The organism is Achromobacter sp. SX5 (assembly GCF_056711425.1).
Map to the genome: position 1 here is coordinate 3,122,331 of NZ_CM160041.1, position 20,510 is coordinate 3,142,840.

Sequence of the window (20,510 nt, forward strand, 5' to 3'; positions counted from 1 at the left end):
GGTTCTCAGCCGTTGCGGTTGGCGGACTTCACGATGGTCATGGCCGAGGCGATCATGCCGCCCACGTCCGACAGGTTGGACGGCAGGATCAGCGTATTGCCTTCCTTGGCCACGTTGCCGAACGCCTCCACGTAGCGCTCGGCCACCTTGAGGTTCACGGCCTCCATGCCGCCGGGCTGCTGCACCGCCCCGGCCACCTGGGTAATGGCCTTGGCGGTGGCCTCGGCGATCGCCAGCACCGCCGCGGCCTCGCCCTGCGCCTGGTTGATCTGCGCCTGCTTCTCGCCCTCGGAGCGGGCGATCGCGGCCTCGCGCTCGCCGGTGGCGATGTTGATCTGTTCCTGGCGGCGGCCCTCGGATGCCGCGATCAGCGCGCGTTTTTCGCGCTCGGCGGTGATCTGCGCCTGCATGGCGCGCAGGATCTCGTTGGGCGGGGTCAGGTCCTTGATCTCGTAGCGCAGCACCTTCACGCCCCAGTTCAGCGCGGCCTCGTCCAGCGAGGACACGATATTGCTGTTGATCGCGTCGCGCTCCTCGAACGTGCGGTCCAGCTCCATCTTGCCGATGACCGAACGCAGCGTGGTCTGCGCCAGCTGCGTGATGGCCGAAATATAGTTCGACGAACCATAGGACGCCCGCATCGGGTCGGTCACCTGGAAGTACAGCACGCCGTCCACCTGCAGCTGGGTATTGTCGCGCGTGATGCAGATCTGGCTGGGCACGTCCAGCGGGATTTCCTTGAGCGAGTGCTTGTACGACACGCGCTCGATGAACGGGATCACGAAGCCCGCGCCCGGCGACAGGACCCGGTCGAACTTGCCCAGGCGCTCGACCACCCAGGCGTGCTGCTGGGGCACGATGGCGATCGCCTTGATGACGATCAGTATCGCCAGCGCGACGATGACGACGAGGACGATGGTGGACGTGTCGATCATGATTCGAAAGCCTCTCTCTGTAAGTACGTATGCCGCGCCGGCCTCAGGCCGGCCCGCCGGTGTGCTTGGGGGTCAGCACCAGGATGGAGCCGCGCATTTCGGTGATGATCTGTTCGCCGGCCCGGGGCGCCTGGCCGCGGGCCAGTTCGGCCTGCCAGTGCGCGCCGCGGTACCAGACGCGCGCCGTGCCGTTATCGGACCAGCTCTCAACCACCACCGTCTGGCCGATATCCAGATTGACGTCGGCGTTGCGCGCCGCGTCCAGCCCGCGCTGCTTCAGCACCCGGGTCTTGCGCAGCACCAGCAGGCCCGCCAGCAGCACCACGCCGCAGGCCACCAGCTGCCATTGCAGGGCGGCGCCGAACCATGCGGCCACCCCGCCCGCCGCCAGCCCCAGGGCCACCAGGAGCAAGTAGAACGTTCCGGTCGCCAATTCTCCGATCAGGGCCAGCGCGGCCAGTCCCAGCCATATCCACATAGTTTCGTACGCCCAAAAGAACGAGCCCCCAAGGAGGAGTCCCTGCGCGGGATTGTACGTATTTCCGAGACGTAACGGCAGAGGCGTCGGGCATCGGGAACAATTGCGCTGGATTATGATGTGTACTGGCGGCGCGGACCCAGCGGGGCCCGTGATCCGCACCACTTACGCAAAGCCCAATGACCGCCGCAATGCCTTCCTCTCTTCCCGTCCTGATCCTGCACACCGGCGATCCGGACGACACGCTCAAAAGCCAGTTCGGCGGCTATGCCGATCAGCTCGCGCAGGCCGCCGGCCTGACCCCCGACACGATGGAAATCGTGGCCGTGCATGAAGGCCGGCAGCCGCGCGCGCCGGCCAGCTACCGCGCCGCCCTCATCACCGGCTCGCCCGCGATGGTGACCGACCTGGAACCCTGGAGCGAAGACACCGCCGCCTGGCTGCGCGCGGCCGCCGCGGCCGGACTGCCCATGTTCGGCGTGTGCTACGGCCACCAGCTGCTGGCCCATGCGCTGGGCGGCAAGGTGGGCTACAACCCGGCCGGCCGCGAGGTCGGCACGCAGACCGTCGAACTGCTGCCGCCGGCCGCCGGCGACCGCCTGCTGGCCGGCCTGCCCTCCACCTTCCCGGCCCAGATGCTGCACGCGCAGACCGTGCTGCAACCGCCGCCCGGCACCGCCGTGCTGGCGCGCTCGGACCTGGACGACCACCAGATGATCCGGATCGGCCGCAACGTGTTCTCCACCCAGTTCCACCCGGAATTCGGCCCGGAGTTCGTGCGCGCCCACCTCGAGCGTTTCGGCCGCCGCTATGCGGCCGAAAACCTGGACGTGCCCGGCCTGTCGGCCAACGTGCGCGCCACGCCCGTGGCCGGCGGGCTGCTGCGCCGCTTCCTGGAGGTCTACGCCTAGGCGCCGGTCCGCGCAACAACCGGAGTGCGGCGCGGCGCGGGTCTTGGGACCATACGTTCAAGCGCGCGATCCGCGCATCCGTCAGGACTTCCAGATGAACCAAGCCGCGAACCAAGCCGCCTCCCTGGGCACCCAGCACGCCGCCGCCATCGAGCGCGCCTGCCGCGCGCTCGAATCGGAGCAGCCGCCGGACCTGGCCACGCTGGCCGAACAGGCCGGCATGAGCCGCTTTCACTTCCACCGCGTATTCAAGGCGGCCACCGGCGTCACCCCCAAGGCCTACGCCACGGCGCTGCGCGCCAGCCGCGCCCGCCGGCAGCTGGAGCAAAGCGCCAGCGTCACCGACGCCATGTACGAGGCCGGCTTCAATTCCAGCGGCCGCTTCTACGAAGCCGCGCCCGCCATCCTCGGCATGACGCCCACCGCCTTTCGCAATAACGGTGCGGGCGTGGACATCCGCTTCGCGGTCGCGCAGTGCGCGCTCGGCGCCCTGCTGGTGGCCGCCAGCGATACCGGCATCTGCGAAATCGCCCTGCACGACGATCCCGAACAACTGGTGCGCAACCTGCAGGACCGCTTCAAGGCCGCGCGCCTGATCGGCGCCGACGCCGAATTCGAACGCTGGGTGGCGGCCGTCGTGGGCTTCGTCGAAGACCCCTCGCGCGGGCTGGACCTGCCGCTGGACGTGCGCGGCACCGCCTTCCAGCGCCGCGTGTGGGAGGCGCTGCGCGAGATCCCCGTGGGCGAAACCGCCACCTACACCGACATCGCCCGGCGCATCGGCTCGCCGCAAGCCGTGCGCGCCGTGGCCCGCGCCTGCGCGACCAACAACATCGCCCTGGCCATCCCCTGCCATCGCGTGGTGCGCACCGACGGCTCCCTGGCCGGCTACCGCTGGGGCATAGACCGCAAGCGCGAACTGATCGCGCGCGAAGCGCAGGCGGCGTAGGCGGGCAGCCAATCGACCTATATTTGCCCTGCCCTGAAGCCCGGTGTTGCATGCCGCGCAGATCCGGCCCTATGCTTTCAGGCAACAGGGAGATCATCATGCCGACGACCGATGCAAGCGCCCGCGTCAACAAGCGCCGCGCGGCGCTGCGCGCCGCCGGGCTGCGGCCCGTCCAGATCTGGGTGCCCGACACGCGGCGGCCCGATTTCGCGCAAGAATGTCGGCGTCAGTCCATCGCGGCTGCCGCGGCCGACGCCAAGGACGCAGACACGCAGCGCTTTCTGGACGAAGCCGTATCCGATCTGGATGGCTGGAAGGCTTGATGCACCGGGGAGATCTTGTGCCGGTCGCCATCCAGGGGGACTTCGGCAAGCCCCGTCCGGCTTTGATCGTTCAGTCCGACCTCTTCAACGCCCATGAAAGCGTAACCGTGCTACCCGTAACCAGCAGCACGGTCGACGCCCCGCTGCTTCGCGTCACGGTCACGCCGAGCCCGCAGAACGGCCTTCGACAAGCTTCTCAAATCATGGTGGACAAGGCCGTGACGGTGCGCCGCGACAAGCTCGGACGGGTCTTTGGCCATATTGAGGCCGACACACTGCTGGAAGTCGAGCGTTGCATGGCGGTGTTCCTAGGCATCGCCAAATAAAAAACCACACCCGTTCCGGGATCACGCGGCGGGCAAATCCATGCTCAGCCTCAGCCGGCGGCATCCAAAAAAAAACCCGCGCCCCCCAAAGGGGGACGCGGGGTTTCTCAAACCGGCGATCCGATCAGTTCTTGGCCAGGCGCTGCCAGGTGTCCACAACCGTGTCCGGGTTGAGCGACATCGACAGGATGCCTTCGTCCTTCAGCCACTGCGCGAAGTCGGGGTGGTCGCTGGGGCCCTGGCCGCAGATACCCACGTACTTGTTGGCGGCCAGGCAGGCCTTGATCGCGCGGCGCAGCATGAACTTCACGGCGTCGTCGCGCTCGTCGAAATCAGCGGCCAGCAGTTCCATGCCGGAATCGCGGTCCAGGCCCAGGGTCAGCTGGGTCATGTCGTTCGAGCCGATCGAAAAGCCGTCGAAGTACTGCAGGAACTCGTCGGCCAGGATCGCGTTGGACGGGACTTCGCACATCATGATGAGCTTCAGGCCGTTCTCGCCGCGGGCCAGGCCATGCTTGGCCAGCAGGTTGACCACGCGCTCGGCCTGTCCCAGCGTGCGCACGAAGGGCACCATGATCTCGACGTTGGTCAGGCCCATTTCGTCGCGCACCTTCTTGAGCGCCTCGCATTCCATGCGGAAGCACTCGGCGAAGTCGTCGGCGATGTAGCGCGACGCGCCGCGGAAGCCCAGCATGGGGTTCTCTTCCTCGGGCTCGTAGCGCGAACCGCCGACCAGCTTGCGGTACTCGTTGGACTTGAAGTCCGACATGCGCACGATGACGGGCTTCGGATAGAAGGCCGCGGCGATGGTGGCCACGCCTTCGGCCATCTTCTCGACGAAGAACGCGCGCGGGCTGGCGTGCCCGCGGGCCGCCGATTCCACGGCCTTCTTCAGTTCGCCGTCGACGTTCGGGTAGTCCAGCACCGCCTTCGGGTGGATGCCGATGTTGTTGTTGATGATGAATTCCAGGCGCGCCAGGCCGACGCCGCCGTTGGGGATCTGGGCGAAGTCGAAGGCCAGCTGCGGGTTGCCCACGTTCATCATGATCTTCAGGTCGATGGCGGGCATTTCGCCGCGGCGCACTTCCTCGACCTCGGTCTCGATCAGGCCGTCGTAGATCCGGCCTTCGTCGCCTTCGGCGCAGGAGACGGTCACGGCCTGGCCTTCCTTCAGCACGTCGGTCGCGTTGCCGCAGCCGACCACGGCCGGAATGCCGAGCTCGCGCGCGATGATGGCCGCGTGGCAGGTGCGGCCGCCGCGGTTGGTCACGATCGCGGAGGCGCGCTTCATCACGGGCTCCCAGTTGGGGTCCGTCATGTCGGTGACCAGCACGTCGCCCGGCTGGACCTTGTCCATGTCGGAGATGTCGCCGACCACGCGCACCGGACCCGAACCGATCTTCTGGCCGATCGCGCGGCCGGTGATCAGGACCTGGCCGGTGGCCTTCAGGCGGTAGCGCTGCTGCACGTCGGCGGCGCCCTGTTGCGACTTCACGGTTTCCGGACGCGCCTGCAGGATGTAGATCTTGCCGTCGACGCCGTCGCGGCCCCATTCGATGTCCATGGGGCGGCCGTAGTGCTTCTCGATGATGACGGCGTAGCGGGCCAGTTCATTGACCTCGTCGTCGGTCAGCGAGTAGCGGTTGCGCTCGGACACCGGCACGTCGACGGTGCGCACGGCGCGGCCTTCGGGACGCTCGGGGTCGAACTCCATCTTGATGAGCTTGGAGCCGATGCGGCGGCCGACGATGGGGAAATGGCCCTGGGCCAGCGTGGGCTTGAAGACGTAGAACTCGTCGGGGTTGACGGCGCCCTGCACCACGGTCTCGCCCAGGCCGTACGACGAGGTGATGAACACCACGTCCTGGAAGCCCGATTCGGTGTCGATGGTGAACATCACGCCGGCGCTGCCCTTGTCGGAGCGCACCATGCGCTGGATGCCGGCCGACAGCGCGACGTCGGCGTGGGCGTAGCCCTTGTGCACGCGATAGGAAATGGCGCGGTCGTTGTACAGCGAGGCGAACACGTGGCGGATCTTGTCCAGCACGTCATCGATGCCGACCACGTTGAGGAAGGTTTCCTGCTGGCCGGCGAAGGACGCATCGGGCAGGTCTTCGGCGGTGGCGGACGAACGCACGGCGAACGAGCCCTTGCCGTCGGCGTCGAGCTTGGCGAAGGCGTCGCGGATCTGCTTTTCGAATTCGGCCGAGAACGGCGCTTCGACGATCCATTGGCGGATCTGCGCGCCGGCGTTGGCCAGCTCGCGAACGTCTTCGGGGTTCAGCGTGCTCAGGCGCTCAGCGATGCGCTTGTCCAGGCCCGAAGCCTTGAGGAAGTCGCGGAAGGCGTCCGCGGTCGTGGCGAAGCCGCCCGGCACGCGCACGCCCGCGCCGGACAGCTGACTGATCATTTCGCCTAGTGATGCGTTCTTGCCTCCTACCGAGTCCACGTCCGTCATGCGGAGCTGCTCGAACAAAACAACATACGACATTGAAGTCACCTTTTACAATGGAATGAAAGCGAGTTTGGTCAATGCGTAGAAAGCGAACGCGACAACCCTGCCCTGCCGTGTTTTTACGCGCTGACCAAACTGGCCTTGGACCGCCCTTGGGGTGACTTATAGGGGCCTGATTGTACTCGGTCGAGTACATCCGGCCATCGGCCTGGTTGGAATTTTTTACACATGACATCTACCTCGATCGTACGCACGGTTTACATCGTTTCCGACAGCACCGGCATCACCGCAGAAACCTTCAGCCAGTCGGTGCTTTCGCAATTCGAGGGCGTCGAATTCAAGCCGGTGCGGCTGCCCTTCGTCGACACGCTGGAAAAAGCCGCAGAAGTCGCCATGCGGATCGACCGCAGCGCCCAGGAAGCGGGCGTCCCGCCCATCGTGTTCAGCACCCTGGTCAACCCGGACATGCTGGCCCGTGTTCGCCAGGCGAACGGCGTGTTCCTGGACTTGTTCGGCACCTTCGTCAGCCATATCGAGCAGGCCCTCGGCCTGAAATCCAGCCATTCCATCGGCCGCTCGCACATGCTGGCCAATTCGGAAAAATACCGCAACCGGATCGATGCAATCAACTTCAGCCTGGCGCACGACGACGGCCAGTTCGTCAACCAGCTGGACCAGGCCGACGTGATCCTGGTGGGCGTATCGCGCTGCGGCAAGACGCCTACCAGCCTGTACCTGGCCATGCAATACGCCATCAAGGCGGCCAATTTCCCGCTCACGCCCGACGATTTCGAGCGCGGCACCCTGCCCTCGACCATCACGCCGCACCGCGCCAAGCTGTTCGGCCTGTCGATCCAGCCCGAGCGGCTGGCCGAGGTGCGCAACGAACGCCGTCCCAACAGCCGCTACGCCCAGCTGGAGCAATGCCGCTACGAAGTGGCCGAGGCCGAGCGCATGATGCGCCGCGAGGGGATTTCGTGGCTGTCCAGCACCACCAAGTCGATCGAGGAGATCGCGACCACGGTGCTGCAGGAAGTGGGGCTGGACCGCGGCTGAGACCGGACCCCAGGCGCGGCTCAGCCCGCGCCGCCGGCCAGCGCCTGGCGGCGCTGCTCGAACAGGCAGATGGCGGCCGCCGCGCCCACGTTGAGCGATTCCACGGCGGCCTCGTCGTGCGGGATACGCAGCTTGACGCGGGCCGCGGCCAGCAGGGCCGGCGCCACGCCCTGGCCCTCGTGGCCGAAGACCCAGGCGCAGCGCGCCGGCAGTTGCCCGGCGTACAGGTCCCGGGCGCCTTCCAGCGCGGTGGCCACCAGCGGCACCCGCAGCCGCGGCAGCAGCGCGGCCAGATCGACGTGTTCATGGATCGCCAGGGCGAAATGCGCGCCCTGGCCGCTGCGCAGCACCTTGGGAGACCAGGCCGCGGCCGTGCCGGTCGCCAGGAACACCCGCTTCACGCCGGCCGCCGCGCAGGTGCGCAGCAAGGTGCCTACGTTGCCCGGGTCCTGGATACGGTCGAACAGCACGCAATTCTCGGCGATGGCGTCGGGCGGCTCGACGGCCGGCGGCGTGACCAGGAAAGCCACGCCCTGCCCGCTTTCGACGCTGGCCAGCGACTGCATCAGCCGCGCGTCCAGGGCCAGCGAGCGGGCCTCGGGCACGGCCGCGGCCAGCGCGGCGATGTCGGGCTGCGACAGGCGCTCGACGTCGAACACCGCCCGGTCCGGCGCGCCGTAGTGCTGCAGCCAGGCCTGGCACAGGTGCACGCCGTCCAGCAGCACGGGCGCGCCGCGCTTGCCGGCGGTGCCGGCCAGCCTGGCCAGCGCCTTGACCGCGGGGTTGTCGCGGGAACTGATGTGCTTCATGGCGTCAGGCCGAAGGCCTTGATAGGCGCGAAGCTGCGGCGGTGCTCGGCGCAGGGGCCGTGTTCGCGCAACATCTGCAGGTGCAGCGGCGTGCCGTAGCCCTTGTGCTGGTCGAACGCATACTGGGGATACAGCGCGTGCAGCCGCAGCAGGTCCGCGTCGCGCGCGGTCTTGGCCAGGATGGAAGCGGCCGAAATCGCCGGCACCAGCGCGTCGCCCTTGATGACGGTCTGCACCGTGCAGCCCAGCTTGGGCGCCTGGTTGCCGTCGACCAGCGCCAGCTGCGGCAGCACCGACAGGCCCTGGACCGCGCGCTGCATGGCCAGCATGGTGGCGCGCAGGATGTTCAGGCTGTCGATTTCGGCGACGCTGGCGCTGGCCACGAACCAGGCCAGCGCGCATTCGCGGATCTCCAGCGCCAGCGCCTCGCGCGTCTCGGGCTTGAGCACCTTGGAGTCCGCCAGCCCGGCGATGGGGCGGGCGGGATCGAGTATCACGGCGGCGGCGTAGACGGCGCCAGCCAGCGGGCCGCGGCCGGCCTCGTCGACGCCGGCCGTCACCAGCGGCGGCTGCTCGGGCGCGGCGAACAGATCAGGCTGCTCCACCGGCCACCTCCAGGATCGCCTGAGCGGCCAGCGCCGGCGTATCGCGCAACAAATCCTGATGCAAGGCCGTGAAGCGGGCCTCGATGCGGGCCGCCAGCGCCTCGTCGCTGAGCGCCGTCCAGGTGGCCTCGGCCAGCTTTTCGGGCGTGGCGTCGTCCTGCAGCAGTTCGGGCACGGCGAAATCGCGCAGCAGCACGTTGGGCAGGCCCACCCACGGCAGATAAGGCCGCTGCTGGCCGGATTTCCAGGCCATGATGCGCCGCATCCAGGGCGACAGCACGTAGGAGATCACCATGGGACGCTTGTACAGCGCCGTCTCCAGCGTGGCCGTGCCGCTGGCCACCAGCACCGCGGTGGCGGCCTCCATAACCGACCAGGCCACCGGCGCCTGGCGTTCGCCGCCCTCGCCGTGCAGGTCCTGCGCGGTCACGCAGCGCAGCCCGGGCACCGGATACTGGGCCAGGATGGCCTGGAATTCGGCGCGCCGCTGGTCGTTGACCATGGGCACCACGCATTGCAGGGCCGGGTCCTTCTTCTGCAGCAGTTGCGCGGCCTGCAGGAAGCGCGGCGCCAACAGGCGGATTTCGGACGAGCGGCTGCCCGGCAGGATGGCCAGCACGCGCGCGTTCTGGTCTATGCCCAGGCGCTCGCGCGCGGCGGCGCGGTCGGGTTTCATCGGCACCGCGCCGGCCAGCGGATGGCCCACGTAAGTGACCGGAATGCCTTCCTTGCGGTAGATCTCTTCCTCGAACGGGAACAGCACCAGCATGTGCGACACCGATTCGCGGATCTTGTGGATGCGTTCGTAGCGCCAGGCCCAGATCGACGGGCCGACGAAATGCACGGTGGGCGTGCCGGCCTGGCGCAGCTGGTGCTCCAGGCGCAGGTTGAAGTCCGGCGCGTCGATGCCGACGAAGACCGCGGGCGGCTCGGCCAGCCAGCGGCGCTTGACGTCGCGGTAGGTGCCCAGGAGGCTGGGCAGGCGCTTGAGCGCGTCGACGTAGCCGAACACGGTCAGCGCGTGCATGGGATGCCAGGCGTCGAATTCGCGGGCCTGCATCTGCGGCCCCCCTATGCCCTCGCAGCGCACGCCGGCATCGCGGGCCTGCAGACCGGCAATGATGCGGCCGGCCAGCAGGTCGCCCGAAGGCTCGCCGGCCACCATGCCGATCCGGTAGCTCATGGCCGGATGATGCCGCGGCTGGCGACGTCCAGGAAGTCGAGCATCGTCTGCAGGTGCTCGGCGACTTCCGGTTCGGCCTGCTGGCGGGCGCGCAGCTCGGCGCGCGCCGCGTCCAGGGACAGCCCGCGGCGGTAGATGATCTTGTAGGCGTCGCGCAGCGCCGAGATCTGGGCGGCGGTGAAACCGCGGCGCTTCAGGCCTTCGACATTCACGCCTACCGGCCGGCACGGATTGCCGGCGGCCAGCACGAAAGGCGGCGTGTCCTGCATCAGCGAGCTGTTGCCGCCGGTCATGCTGTGCGCGCCGATGCGGGCGAACTGGTGCACGCCGGTCAGGCCGCCCACGATGGCCCAGTCGCCGACATGGACGTGGCCGCCCAGCTGCACCGAATTGGCCAGGATGGTGTTGCTGCCGATGTGGCAGTCGTGCGCCACGTGCACGTAGGCCATGATCCAGTTGTCGTCGCCCAGCGTGGTGACGCCGCCGTCCTGCACGGTGCCCGTGTTGAGCGTGACGAATTCGCGTACCGTGTTGCGGTCGCCGATCTCGAGGCGGGTGGGCTCGCCCTTGTACTTCTTGTCCTGCGGCATGCCGCCGATGGAACAATAGCGGTAGAAGCGGTTGTCGCGCCCGATGGTCGTCACCCCGTCCACCATGCAGTACGGGCCGATTTCGGTGCCCGCGCCGATGGTCACGTCGGGACCGATCGTGGCATAGGCGCCGACCACCACGCTAGGATCGAGCTTGGCCGCCGGATCGACGACGGCGGTGGGGTGAATGTTTCCTGCCATTTAGTCTTCCAGGCTGCGGATCGCGCACATCAGCTTGGCCGAGGCGACTTCCTGGCCGTCCACCGTGGCGCGCGCATTGTATTTACAGATGCTGCGGCTCAAACGCTCGGCCTGCGCCTCGATGCGCAGCTGGTCGCCCGGCACCACGGGGCGGCGGAAACGCGCGCCGTCGATGCCGACCAGGTAGTACGCCGTCTTGGCGCCTTCGCACTTGAGCCCGCCGTCCTCGTCGGTGAACGAGAACAGCGCCGCGGCCTGCGCCATGGCTTCGACGATGAGCACGCCGGGCATCACCGGATGATGCGGAAAGTGGCCGTTGAAAAACGGTTCATTGATCGAGACATTCTTGATGGCCACGATGGACTTGCCAGGCACCATTTCGACGACGCGATCAATCAGCAGCATCGGGTAACGATGCGGCAACCTCTCCATGATCCCCTTGATGTCGAGTTCCATTTTTCTGTGCTTTCCTGCAAAGTGAAATAATTTCGCGGCGCGGACGCGCCGGGGCGGCGATGCGCCCTACTCTTTTTCCAGCGTCCGCACGCGGCGGCGCAATTGCGCCAACTGCTGTATCACGGCGGCGTTGCGCTGCCAGTCGCCGTGCTCCGCATACGGGAACACGCCGGTATAGCGGCCGGGCTTCGAAATGCTGGAGGTGACCGCGGTGCCGCCCGAGATGTGGACGTCGTCGCCCAGCGTCAGGTGGCCCGACAGCATGGCGGCTCCGCCGATGGTGCAGCGCTCGCCTATCGTGGTCGAGCCGGCCACGCCGACGCAGGCCGCCATCGCGGTATGCGCGCCGATGCGGCAGTTGTGCCCGATCATGATCTGGTTGTCCAGCTTCACGCCGTCGGCCACGATGGTGTCTTCCAGCGCGCCACGGTCGACCGTGGTGTTGGCGCCGATCTCGACGTCATCGCCGATGGTCACGCCGCCCAGCTGCGGAATCTTGCCCCAGGCGCCCTGGCCCAGCGTCGGGTCCGGCGCGAAGCCGAAGCCGTCCGCGCCCAGCACGGCGCCGCTGTGGATGATGGCGCGCGCGCCCACCTTGACGCCTTCGTACAGGGTGACGTGGGCATGCAGCAGGCTGCCCGGGCCCACGGACGAGCCGGCGCCGATGACGCAACCCGGGCCCAGCACCGCGCCCCGGCCGATCCGGGCGCCGGCCTCGACCACGCAATGCGGGCCGATGCGCGCGCCCTCTTCGATGACGGCGTCTTCGGCCACCACCGCGGACGGATGCGTGCTGCCGGGCAGCTCGGGCCGGCGGGCGGCGTCGAACCACTGCGCCACGCGGGCGTAAAGCAGATAGGGATGCTTGCAGACGACCAGCGCGAACGGCGGCCGGGCGCTGCCCTCGGCCTCCAGGGCCTCGGCCACGTCGGGGGAGACGATGACCGCGGCGGCGCGCGTGGCGCCGAGCTGGCCCTGGTAGCGGGGATTGGCCAGGAATGCGATTTCCTGGGGGCCCGCCGATGACAGGGTGCCGATGCCGCAGACCCGCAACGGGTCTGCGCCAGGCTGCGCGCTGATACGCCAGTCCAGACCCTGGGTATTGGCGGCGCTCAACAGTGCTTCAAGCGTCGGCGCGCGGACAAGATCCAGTAAAACCGGCATGGTGCGACAGCTGCTGTTTTACTTGCCCAGGCTCTGGATCACCTTGTCGGTGATGTCGATGCGCGGGTTGACCGTCACGGCGTCCTGAATGATCAGGTCGTAGCTTTCCTGCTCGGCGATGCGCTTGATGGCCTCGTTGGCCTTGGTCACGATGCCCGAGAATTCCTCGTTGCGGCGGCGGTTGAAGTCTTCCTGGAACTCGCGGCGCTTGCGCTGCAGGTCGGTATCCAGGTTGGACAGTTCACGCTGGCGCTTGACGCGGTCGGATTCCGACAGGACGGGCGCGTCCTTGTCGAACTTCTCGGCCTGCGAACGCAGGTTGTTGTTCAAGCGCTGGAGTTCATCGTCGCGCTTCTTGAATTCGGCTTCGATCTTGCTTTGGGCGGCCTTGGCCGGACCCGACTCGCGCAGGATCCGCTCGGTGTTGACGAAACCGATCTTGGTGCCTTGCGCCTGCGCGGGAATCGCTGCGGCCGAACCGAGAATGAGCGCACCCACCAGGGCGATGGAACCCCCCAGCTTGCCGCGGCGCTTGGCGCGCAGCGAATTCGATGTTTTAAGTGCGGAATCAGACATCATGAAAATCTCACCTTCCAGTAAGGCAAAGCCAAAGTGTGTATTGTGCCACTAAACGGCAAGGGAGCCGGCCAGCCGGCCTCCTGCCTTGTTTTCAAGCGTAACGGCGCTCAGAACCCGGTCCCGATCTGGAACTGGAAGCTCTGCTTGTCGTCGCCCTGCTTGGCGTTGAGCGGACGCGCGTACGACAACTGCAACGGCCCCATCGGCGACTGCCACGACAGGCCGATACCGGCCGAGAACCGCCAGCCGCAAGGATCTTCCACCTCGCTGCCCGGCTTGCCGTTGGTGCAAGACAGGCCGCTGCCGGCCGAAACCTGGCCCGCGTCCGAGAAGATGAACCAGCGCAGGGTGCGGTCTTTCGAGGCCCCCGGGAACGGCAGGTACAGCTGGGCGTTGGCCACGATGCGGCGCGTGCCGCCCAGGTAGTCGCCCGTCTTGGTGTCGCGCGGGCCCAGCGAGGAGCCTTCGTAGCCGCGCACGGTGCCGATGCCGCCGGCGTAGACGTTCTTGATGACCGGGTAGTCCTTGCTGCCGTAGCTCTGGCCCCAGTCCACCAGACCGTTCAGGGCCAGGGTGTACGAACCGCCCAGCGGCACGTAGTACTGCTGCTGGGCCGTCAGCATCGTGTACTGCAGGTCGATGGTGGAAACGTCGGCCTTCAGGCGGGTGTACGAACCCTTGGTCGGCGCCAGCGCGCTGTCGCGCGTGTCCTTGGACCAGCCCGCGCTCAGGATCACCGAGTTGGTCGAATCGCCGTAGTCGTCGACGAACTTCTCGTAGGCGGCCGGCGAGTTGTTGTACAGCTCGATCTGGTTGCGTTCGAAGTTGGCGCCCAGGAAGATGCGGTCGTATTCCGAGATCGGCACGCCGAAGTTCATGCCCAGGCCCATGGCCTTGACGCGATAGTCGCCGTCGTTGTTGTTCCAGGGCTCGGTCACGCGGTAGTAGGCCGACGACGTGCGGCTGATGCCGTCCTTGGTCCAGTACGGATCGGTGTGCGAGAGCACGATCGCGCGGTTGGTCTTGCTGGTGTTCAGCTGCAGGGTCAGGTTGGTGCCGCTGCCGAACACGTTGTCTTCGCTGATGCCGGCCGACAGGATCGCCTTTTCCGACGAACCGTAGCCCACGCCCAGGTTGATCATGCCGGTGGGCTTTTCCTTGACGTCGACGTTGACGTCGACCTGGTCGGGCGAGCCCGGCACCGGGTCAGTCTTGACGTTGACGTCGCTGAAATAGCCCAGGCGGTCGATACGGTCGCGCGAGGTCTTGATGTCTTTGGCGTCGTACCAGGCCGCTTCCTGCTGGCGCATCTCGCGGCGCACCACCTCGTCGCGGGTGCGGGTGTTGCCGCCGATCTGGATGCGGCGCACGTACACGCGGCGGCTCGGGTCGACGTAGAACGTCAGGTCGGCCTCGTGCTTGGCGCGATCCAGCTGCGGGTTGGGGTTGACGTTGGCGAAGGCGTAGCCCAGTTCGCCCAGGTAGTCGGTGATGGCCTTGGCCGAGTCGTTGGCCTTGGCCGCCGAGAACGTCTCGTCAGGCTTGACCTGCAGCAGCGCGTTGATTTCCTTGTCCAGGCCCAGCAGGTTGCCCGCCAGCTTCACGCTGCGCACCTTGTAGGGCTCGCCCTCGTGCACGGTGATGGTGATGCGGATGTCCTTGCGGTCCGGCGAAATCGTGACCTGCGGCGGCTCGACCGAGAATTCCAGGTAACCCTGGTCCAGGTAGAACGAGCGCAGGCGTTCCAGGTCGCCTTCGAGCTTCTCGCGCGAGTATTTGTCGGTGTCGGTGTACCAGGTCAGCCAGCCGGGCGTGGTCAGCTGGAACACGTCCAGCAGGTCGCCTTCGGAGAACGCCTTGTTGCCGACGAAGCGGATTTCCTGGATGCGCGCGACCGAGCCTTCGAACACGTCGAAGCTCACGCCCACGCGGTTGCGCGGCAGCGGCGTGACGGTGGCGGTGACCTCGACGCCGTACTTGCCCTTGGACAGGTACTGCTGCTTGAGTTCGTATTCGGCGCGTTCGAGCATGGAGCGGTCGAAGATGCGGCCCTCGGCAAAGCCCACCTGCGCCAGCGACGTGGTGATGGCCTTGGAGTCGAACTCGCGCATGCCGTTGAAGTTGACCGAGGCGATGGTGGGGCGCTCCTGCACCACCACCACGACGACGTTATTGTCGGTCTGGATCTGCACGTCGGAGAAAAAGCCCGTGCCGTACAGGCGCCGGATGGCCTCGGTGGCCTCTTGCTCGGTGAACTGTTCGCCAACCTTGACGGGCAGATAGCCGAAGACGGTGCCGGCGTCGGTGCGTTGGATCCCTTCTACGCGGATATCCCGCACGACAAAAGGGTCGAAGGCGTGGGCCATGGCCGGTACTAGCAGTGCGGCGATCAGACCCGGCAGTACACCCTTTTTGTGATGAAACATCCGGCGAAAAGACATCCTTGAGTATCCTCGGTCGTGCAAATGGCGGGGGATTTTATGCTAAATCGCGCTCAGGTGAACAAACGCGTGAAATCGTTGAACAGCGCCAGCCCCATCAGGCCTGCCAACAAACCTATGCCGGCGCGCTGTCCGATATCGATCCACCTCGCGGGCGGCGGGCTGCCCCGCACAATTTCGACGAGATAGTACAGCAGATGGCCGCCGTCCAGCATAGGAATGGGTAGCAAATTTAGAACGCCCAGGCTGATGCTGATCAAGGCGATATACGCGATATAAGCAACAATTCCGATTCTCGCGGTCTGGCCGGCGTAGTCGGCGATGGTCACGGGGCCGCTGACGTTGCGCCAGGACACGTCGCCGGTCACCATGCGGCCCATCATGCGCAGCGAGAACCACGCTGTGTCCCAGGTGCGGACCGCGCCGCGCCACAGACTTTCGAACACACCGTAGCGGACCGTCACCATCGGGACGTCGCCGCCCAGCTGCACGCCCAGCCGGCCGATCTCGCGGCCGTCCACCGTTTCGACGCGCGGGGTGACGTTCAGGGAGATCTCGGCGCCGTCGCGCACCAGCGTCAGCGCCAGGGTCTTGCCGGCGCTTTCCTGGATCTGCCGGACCAGGGCGCCGGTGTCGGGCGTGGGCGCGCCATCGACCGCCACCACCAGGTCGCCCGGCCGCAGGCCGGCGGCCTGCCCTTCCCCGCCGTCGATCACGGCGCGCACCGCGGGCCGGGGCTGGGCCAGCCGGATGCCGGCGGCCGCCAGCGGGTCTCCGCCGGAGGGGTCCATGGAATTGGAGGGCAGCGCCAGTTCGCGCAGGTGCACGGAGCCGCTGGCGTTGCGGACCTCGATCTGGGTGGTGCCGCCGGTGGCCATCACGTCCATCAGGCGCCAGCGCGCGTCCGACCAGGAGGCGATCTGCTCGCCGTCGATGGCCAGGATGCGGTCGCCCGGCAGCAGGCCGGCCCGGGCGGCGGGGGTCTCGGCCGCGGGCTGGGCGATGACGGCCACGGGCTCCTCGGTGCCGGCCATGTTCAGGCCGGCATAAAGGAATACCGCGAGGATCAGGTTGAAGATGGGGCCGGCCGCGACGATGGCGATGCGCTGGCCGACCGGCTTGCGGCTGAAGGCGGCCGCCGCTTCCTCGGCGCTGGCGCCGGGAGGGGGATCGTCCTGCATCTTGACGTAGCCGCCCAGCGGCCAGGCCGACAGCGCCCACTCGGTGCCGTGGCTGTCGTAGCGGCTGGCGACGACCTTGCCGAAGCCTACCGAGAACCGCAGGATCTTGACGCCGCACAGCCGGGCCACCCAATAGTGCCCCAGCTCATGAAAGACGATCAGGGTGCCAAGCGCAACCGCGAAGGCCAGCAGCGTAAAAAGCATGAAATTCTTAAAAATCCGGGGAGTCGGTGGCGGGCGGGTCTGAATTCAACCGGACCTTGCCCTGCCTTTCAGGCCAGCCCCAGGTTGCCCGCGTACGCGCGCGTGGCGGCGTCCAGGGCAAGCACGTCGTCAAGACTACCGAGCGTAACAGAACCCTGTCGCGCCTGCCACTCCAGGGAAGCCTCGATCACCCGCGCGATCCAGGTATAGGGAAGCCGGCCCGCCAGGAAGGCCTCGACGGCCACTTCGTTGGCGGCGTTCAGGGCCACGCAGGCGCCCTGCCCGGCGCGCAGCGCCGCGAACGACAGCGCCAGGCACGGGAACCGGGCCAGATCGGGTTTTTCGAAGTCCAGCCGCCCCAGGCGCGTCAGGTCCAGCGGCCCCACGCCGCTTTCCAGCCGCTCGGGAAAGCCCAGGCCGTAGGCGATCGGCGTGCGCATGTCGGGCTGGCCCAGCTGCGCCAGCACCGAACCGTCGTTGTACTCGACCATGGAATGCACCACGCTCTGCGGATGCACCACGACCTCGATGCGTTCGGCCGGCATGGCGAACAGCCAGTGCGCCTCGATCACCTCCAGGCCCTTGTTGAGCATGGTGGCGGAATCCACCGAGATCTTGCGGCCCATGCTCCAGTTGGGATGGGCGCAGGCCTGGGCCGGCGTGACGTCGTGCAGGTCTTCCAGGTCGCGGCCGCGAAACGGCCCGCCCGAGGCCGTCAGCAGCAGGCGCCGCACGCCGGGCGCCGGCGCATCCGGCGCCAGGGCGCGCCCGCCGGTGGGCATGCATTGAAAGATCGCGTTGTGTTCGCTGTCGATAGGCAGGAGTTCGGCGCCGTTGTCGCGTATGGCCTGCATGAACAGCGAGCCGGCGGCCACCAGCGCCTCTTTGTTGGCCAGCAGCACGCGCTTGCCGCTGCGCGCGGCCGCCAGCGCGGCGGGCAGGCCCGCGGCGCCGACGATGGCCGCCATGACCGAATCGCACTGCGGGTCGCCCGCGGTATCGGCCAGCGCCTGCGCGCCGACCCGGATCTCGGGCATGGGCCGCGCGCCGCTCCAGGCGGCGGCGAACTGGCGGCGGGCGGCCTCGTCGGGCACCACCACCACCGCCGCGCCGCTGGCTTCGGCCTGTTCCGCCAGGCGCTGCATCCGGCTGTAGGCGGACAAGGCATACACCGCCAGCCGCTCGGGGTGGCGGGCGATCACATCCAGCGTGCTTTCACCGATCGAACCGGTCGATCCCAGCACCACGACGCGTTGAAAAGCCGTCAAAACAACACTCCAGACAAAAGTAGCGCGAACGGCGCGACCGGCAGGATCGCGTCGATGCGGTCGTAGACGCCGCCATGGCCGGGCAGCAGCGAGCTGGAATCCTTGCGGCCGGCGCGGCGCTTGAGCAACGATTCGAACAGGTCGCCGACGATGGACAGCACGCCCAGCAGCGCGGCGATCGGCAGCGCCAGCCACAGCGTCCAGCGCTCGACCAGGGCGTGGCCGAAGGTGCCGGCCCACAGGCTGGACAGGCCGATCCAGACGACCGCGCCGAGCACGCCGGCGATGGCGCCCTCGATGGTCTTGCCGGGACTGACCCGCGGAGCCAGTTTACGCCTGCCGAACGCACGGCCGGCAAAATAGGCGGCGATGTCGGCCACCCACACCAGCGCCAGCAGCGACACCACGAAACCGGCGCCGCGCGCCATGAACATCTGCGCCAGCACGGCCCAGGCGGCGAATGCCGCCGGCACCGAAAACAGCGACCAGCCCGCGCTGGCCGGCGGCGCGTCGGCGCGCCCGCGCACCACTGCCGTGACGCCGCCGAACAGCCATACGGCGCACACCGCCGGCACCACATAGCGCAGCACCCAGGCCGGATCGGCCACGCCGCTGCGCTGGCCCGCGAGCCAGGCCGACGCGAGCGCCAGCATGCCGGCCAGCAGCAGCGCGGCCACGCCGACGGAAATCAGGGGGGAAGGCGGTTGCGGCAGCGTCAGGCGCAGCCACTCCCAATTGGCGCAGGCGGCCGCCAGGGCCAGCAAGGCGACGAACCACCAAGGATTCGCACTGACCATCGTGGCGGCCAGAATGGCCAACAGGATGACGGCGGTAACGATACGCTGGCCCAACATGTGACGGTCTCCTCGTGTACGGCTCTGGAAAGACGCGCTAGTCGCCGTCCGCTTGAATTACTTCGCGCCGTCTTCGTGGAGTTGCGCACTGGTGCGGCCGAAGCGGCGCTCGCGCGTGCGGTACCAGTCGAAGGCGGCCTGCAGCTCGGCCGCGCCGAAATCCGGCCAGTAGCGGTCGGTGAAGTAGAACTCCGCGTAGGCCATCTGCCAGATCAGGAAATTGGAAATGCGCTGCTCTCCACCGGTGCGGATGAACAGGTCGGGCTCGGGCGCCCAGGCCATGGACAGATGGCGCGACAGGCGCGCTTCGTCCACCAGCTGGGGCTGCGTCGCCAGCGACGGCTCGGCGGCCAGCATGGCGCGGGTGGCCTGCAGGATGTCCCAGCGTCCGCCGTAATTGGCGGCGACGGTCAGGTGCAGGCGGTCGTTGTGCGCGGTGCGTTCCTGCGCCGCGAAGATGAGTTCCTGCAGCCGCGGCTCGAACGCGCTCAGGTCGCCGATGACGTGCAGGCGCACGCCCTGCTCTTCCAGTTTGCCGACCTCGCGCTCCAGCGCCTGCACGAACAGGCGCATCAGCAGCGACACTTCTTCGGCGGGACGGCGCCAGTTCTCCGAACTGAAGGCGAACAGCGTCAGGTAGCGCACGCCGGCGCGCCCGCAGGCCTCGACCACGCGCCGCACCGCCTGCACGCCCTTGGCATGGCCCGCGGTGCGCGGCAGCAGGCGCCGCGTGGCCCACCGGCCATTGCCATCCATGATGATGGCCACATGCTCGGGAACGTCGCGAGTCTCGGGAACCGCCTGGGTCGAACTGGTTGCCATGGGTTGATTACTGCGCGTTGAGCGGTGCAAACGGAATACGGGAAAAGCCTGCGCCGTCGTTCCACCGTTGCGTAGGAAAGCCGCGAAACAATGGAAAAGACGGCGCGCGAAGAACAGACGCGGCCATGCCGGCCGCGTCCGGAACGTGCCGAAATTATACGGTCATGATTTCCGCTTCTTTCTGCGCGACCATCTTGTCGATGTCGGCCACGCTGCGGTCGGTCAGCTTCTGGACCTCGTCCTGCGAACGGCGTTCGTCGTCCTCGGAGATTTCCTTGTCCTTGACCAGGCGCTTGAGCGCTTCGTTGGCCTCGCGGCGCAGGTTGCGCACGGCCACCTTGGCGTCCTCGCCTTCGCTGCGCACCACCTTGGTCAGGTCGCGGCGGCGCTCTTCGGTCAGGGCCGGCATCGGCACGCGGATGGTGTCGCCCATGGAGATGGGGTTGAGGCCCAGGTCCGATTCGCGGATGGCCTTCTCGATCGGGCCGGCCATCTGTTTCTCGTAAGGCTGCACGCTGATGGTGCGGGCGTCGACCAGGTTCACGTTGCCGACCTGGCTGATCGGCACGGGCGAGCCGTAGTACTCGACCTGCACGTGGTCCAGGATGCCGGTATGGGCGCGGCCCGTACGGATCTTGGCCAGGTTGGTCTTGAGCGTGTCAAGCGACTTGGCCATCCTGGCTTCGGCGGATTTACGGATTTCTGCGACGCTCATGGAAT

Annotated in this window: 21 protein-coding genes; 5 read left to right on the forward strand and 16 right to left on the reverse strand. The window is 67.5% G+C overall.

What is annotated here, in order from left to right; all coding sequences use genetic code 11:
• Positions 1-5: 5 nt before the first annotated feature.
• Positions 6-935: an SPFH domain-containing protein gene (locus AC1M14_RS14695; protein ID WP_111825263.1), complete on the reverse strand. Its 930-nt coding sequence runs from the start codon at positions 933-935 to the stop codon at positions 6-8.
• A 43-nt stretch (positions 936-978) separates the two neighbouring features.
• Positions 979-1,413, reverse strand: a complete 435-nt coding sequence (locus AC1M14_RS14700; RefSeq protein ID WP_111825264.1) for an NfeD family protein — start codon at positions 1,411-1,413, stop codon at positions 979-981.
• A 179-nt stretch (positions 1,414-1,592) separates the two neighbouring features.
• Between AC1M14_RS14700 and AC1M14_RS14705 the strand changes: the two genes are divergently transcribed.
• From AC1M14_RS14705 to AC1M14_RS14720, 4 genes are all read left to right on the forward strand, one after another.
• Entirely contained in the window at positions 1,593-2,324 is a 732-nt protein-coding gene (locus tag AC1M14_RS14705; RefSeq protein WP_479729892.1) for a glutamine amidotransferase, read from the forward strand.
• A gap of 94 nt (positions 2,325-2,418) precedes the next feature.
• Entirely contained in the window at positions 2,419-3,273 is an 855-nt protein-coding gene (locus tag AC1M14_RS14710; RefSeq protein WP_102770964.1) for a bifunctional transcriptional activator/DNA repair enzyme AdaA, read from the forward strand.
• Between the two features lie 98 nt (positions 3,274-3,371).
• Entirely contained in the window at positions 3,372-3,596 is a 225-nt protein-coding gene (locus AC1M14_RS14715) for an antitoxin MazE family protein (RefSeq protein WP_111825562.1), read from the forward strand.
• Complete coding sequence (locus AC1M14_RS14720) at positions 3,596-3,922, forward strand: type II toxin-antitoxin system PemK/MazF family toxin (RefSeq protein ID WP_102770963.1); 327 nt, start codon at positions 3,596-3,598, stop codon at positions 3,920-3,922. Before AC1M14_RS14715 ends, AC1M14_RS14720 begins: the two co-directional genes overlap by 1 nt.
• A gap of 124 nt (positions 3,923-4,046) precedes the next feature.
• On the opposite strand, the gene ppsA is transcribed toward AC1M14_RS14720, so the two are convergent.
• Positions 4,047-6,413: a phosphoenolpyruvate synthase gene (gene ppsA / locus AC1M14_RS14725; protein WP_102770962.1), complete on the reverse strand. Its 2,367-nt coding sequence runs from the start codon at positions 6,411-6,413 to the stop codon at positions 4,047-4,049.
• Between the two features lie 192 nt (positions 6,414-6,605).
• Here ppsA and ppsR point away from each other — a divergent pair, with 192 nt between their 5' ends.
• Positions 6,606-7,433, forward strand: a complete 828-nt coding sequence (gene ppsR, locus AC1M14_RS14730; RefSeq protein WP_102770961.1) for a posphoenolpyruvate synthetase regulatory kinase/phosphorylase PpsR — start codon at positions 6,606-6,608, stop codon at positions 7,431-7,433.
• A gap of 20 nt (positions 7,434-7,453) precedes the next feature.
• Here ppsR and AC1M14_RS14735 read toward each other — a convergent pair whose 3' ends face one another.
• The 13 genes from AC1M14_RS14735 to frr form a co-directional block, all read right to left on the reverse strand.
• Positions 7,454-8,242, reverse strand: a complete 789-nt coding sequence (locus AC1M14_RS14735; protein ID WP_479729893.1) for a TrmH family RNA methyltransferase — start codon at positions 8,240-8,242, stop codon at positions 7,454-7,456.
• Complete coding sequence (gene rnhB, locus AC1M14_RS14740) at positions 8,239-8,847, reverse strand: ribonuclease HII (protein WP_102770959.1); 609 nt, start codon at positions 8,845-8,847, stop codon at positions 8,239-8,241. Before rnhB ends, AC1M14_RS14735 begins: the two co-directional genes overlap by 4 nt.
• Complete coding sequence (lpxB, locus tag AC1M14_RS14745) at positions 8,834-10,030, reverse strand: lipid-A-disaccharide synthase (RefSeq protein WP_102770958.1); 1,197 nt, start codon at positions 10,028-10,030, stop codon at positions 8,834-8,836. Before lpxB ends, rnhB begins: the two co-directional genes overlap by 14 nt.
• Complete coding sequence (lpxA, locus tag AC1M14_RS14750; RefSeq protein ID WP_111825267.1) at positions 10,027-10,821, reverse strand: acyl-ACP--UDP-N-acetylglucosamine O-acyltransferase; 795 nt, start codon at positions 10,819-10,821, stop codon at positions 10,027-10,029. Before lpxA ends, lpxB begins: the two co-directional genes overlap by 4 nt.
• Positions 10,822-11,277 carry a 3-hydroxyacyl-ACP dehydratase FabZ gene (gene fabZ / locus AC1M14_RS14755; RefSeq protein ID WP_102770956.1) on the reverse strand — a complete coding sequence of 152 codons (456 nt, stop codon included), beginning with the start codon at positions 11,275-11,277 and terminating at the stop codon, positions 10,822-10,824.
• 66 nt (positions 11,278-11,343) lie between these two features.
• Positions 11,344-12,441: a UDP-3-O-(3-hydroxymyristoyl)glucosamine N-acyltransferase gene (lpxD, locus tag AC1M14_RS14760; RefSeq protein WP_479729894.1), complete on the reverse strand. Its 1,098-nt coding sequence runs from the start codon at positions 12,439-12,441 to the stop codon at positions 11,344-11,346.
• Positions 12,442-12,459: 18 nt separating this feature from the next.
• The gene (locus AC1M14_RS14765) at positions 12,460-13,020 is read right to left on the reverse strand and encodes an OmpH/Skp family outer membrane protein (RefSeq protein ID WP_102770954.1); all 561 of its coding nucleotides are present in this window, start codon (positions 13,018-13,020) and stop codon (positions 12,460-12,462) included.
• A 107-nt stretch (positions 13,021-13,127) separates the two neighbouring features.
• A complete protein-coding gene (gene bamA / locus AC1M14_RS14770) occupies positions 13,128-15,461 on the reverse strand; it encodes an outer membrane protein assembly factor BamA (protein WP_102770953.1) in 2,334 nt (777 codons plus the stop codon).
• A 53-nt stretch (positions 15,462-15,514) separates the two neighbouring features.
• Positions 15,515-16,846, reverse strand: a complete 1,332-nt coding sequence (gene rseP / locus AC1M14_RS14775; RefSeq protein WP_479729895.1) for an RIP metalloprotease RseP — start codon at positions 16,844-16,846, stop codon at positions 15,515-15,517.
• Positions 16,847-16,914: 68 nt separating this feature from the next.
• A complete protein-coding gene (locus tag AC1M14_RS14780; protein WP_479729896.1) occupies positions 16,915-18,114 on the reverse strand; it encodes a 1-deoxy-D-xylulose-5-phosphate reductoisomerase in 1,200 nt (399 codons plus the stop codon).
• Entirely contained in the window at positions 18,111-18,968 is an 858-nt protein-coding gene (locus tag AC1M14_RS14785) for a phosphatidate cytidylyltransferase (protein ID WP_102770950.1), read from the reverse strand. The genes AC1M14_RS14780 and AC1M14_RS14785 overlap by 4 nt, the downstream gene beginning before the upstream one ends.
• Positions 18,969-19,025: 57 nt before the next feature.
• The gene (gene uppS / locus AC1M14_RS14790; RefSeq protein ID WP_102770949.1) at positions 19,026-19,790 is read right to left on the reverse strand and encodes a polyprenyl diphosphate synthase; all 765 of its coding nucleotides are present in this window, start codon (positions 19,788-19,790) and stop codon (positions 19,026-19,028) included.
• Positions 19,791-19,944: 154 nt separating this feature from the next.
• Positions 19,945-20,505: a ribosome recycling factor gene (gene frr / locus AC1M14_RS14795; protein WP_102770948.1), complete on the reverse strand. Its 561-nt coding sequence runs from the start codon at positions 20,503-20,505 to the stop codon at positions 19,945-19,947.
• Positions 20,506-20,510: the final 5 nt, after the last annotated feature.

Coding starts and splice junctions, on each gene's coding strand:
- AC1M14_RS14695 (WP_111825263.1), bottom strand. CDS start 935: ATGATCGACACGTCCACCATCGTCCTCGTCGTCATCGTCGCGCTGGCG.
- AC1M14_RS14700 (WP_111825264.1), bottom strand. CDS start 1,413: ATGTGGATATGGCTGGGACTGGCCGCGCTGGCCCTGATCGGAGAATTG.
- AC1M14_RS14705 (WP_479729892.1), top strand. CDS start 1,593: ATGACCGCCGCAATGCCTTCCTCTCTTCCCGTCCTGATCCTGCACACC.
- AC1M14_RS14710 (WP_102770964.1), top strand. CDS start 2,419: ATGAACCAAGCCGCGAACCAAGCCGCCTCCCTGGGCACCCAGCACGCC.
- AC1M14_RS14715 (WP_111825562.1), top strand. CDS start 3,372: ATGCCGACGACCGATGCAAGCGCCCGCGTCAACAAGCGCCGCGCGGCG.
- AC1M14_RS14720 (WP_102770963.1), top strand. CDS start 3,596: ATGCACCGGGGAGATCTTGTGCCGGTCGCCATCCAGGGGGACTTCGGC.
- ppsA (WP_102770962.1), bottom strand. CDS start 6,413: ATGTCGTATGTTGTTTTGTTCGAGCAGCTCCGCATGACGGACGTGGAC.
- ppsR (WP_102770961.1), top strand. CDS start 6,606: ATGACATCTACCTCGATCGTACGCACGGTTTACATCGTTTCCGACAGC.
- AC1M14_RS14735 (WP_479729893.1), bottom strand. CDS start 8,242: ATGAAGCACATCAGTTCCCGCGACAACCCCGCGGTCAAGGCGCTGGCC.
- lpxB (WP_102770958.1), bottom strand. CDS start 10,030: ATGAGCTACCGGATCGGCATGGTGGCCGGCGAGCCTTCGGGCGACCTG.
- lpxA (WP_111825267.1), bottom strand. CDS start 10,821: ATGGCAGGAAACATTCACCCCACCGCCGTCGTCGATCCGGCGGCCAAG.
- fabZ (WP_102770956.1), bottom strand. CDS start 11,277: ATGGAACTCGACATCAAGGGGATCATGGAGAGGTTGCCGCATCGTTAC.
- lpxD (WP_479729894.1), bottom strand. CDS start 12,441: ATGCCGGTTTTACTGGATCTTGTCCGCGCGCCGACGCTTGAAGCACTG.
- AC1M14_RS14765 (WP_102770954.1), bottom strand. CDS start 13,020: ATGATGTCTGATTCCGCACTTAAAACATCGAATTCGCTGCGCGCCAAG.
- bamA (WP_102770953.1), bottom strand. CDS start 15,461: ATGTCTTTTCGCCGGATGTTTCATCACAAAAAGGGTGTACTGCCGGGT.
- rseP (WP_479729895.1), bottom strand. CDS start 16,846: ATGCTTTTTACGCTGCTGGCCTTCGCGGTTGCGCTTGGCACCCTGATC.
- AC1M14_RS14785 (WP_102770950.1), bottom strand. CDS start 18,968: ATGTTGGGCCAGCGTATCGTTACCGCCGTCATCCTGTTGGCCATTCTG.
- uppS (WP_102770949.1), bottom strand. CDS start 19,790: ATGGCAACCAGTTCGACCCAGGCGGTTCCCGAGACTCGCGACGTTCCC.
- frr (WP_102770948.1), bottom strand. CDS start 20,505: ATGAGCGTCGCAGAAATCCGTAAATCCGCCGAAGCCAGGATGGCCAAG.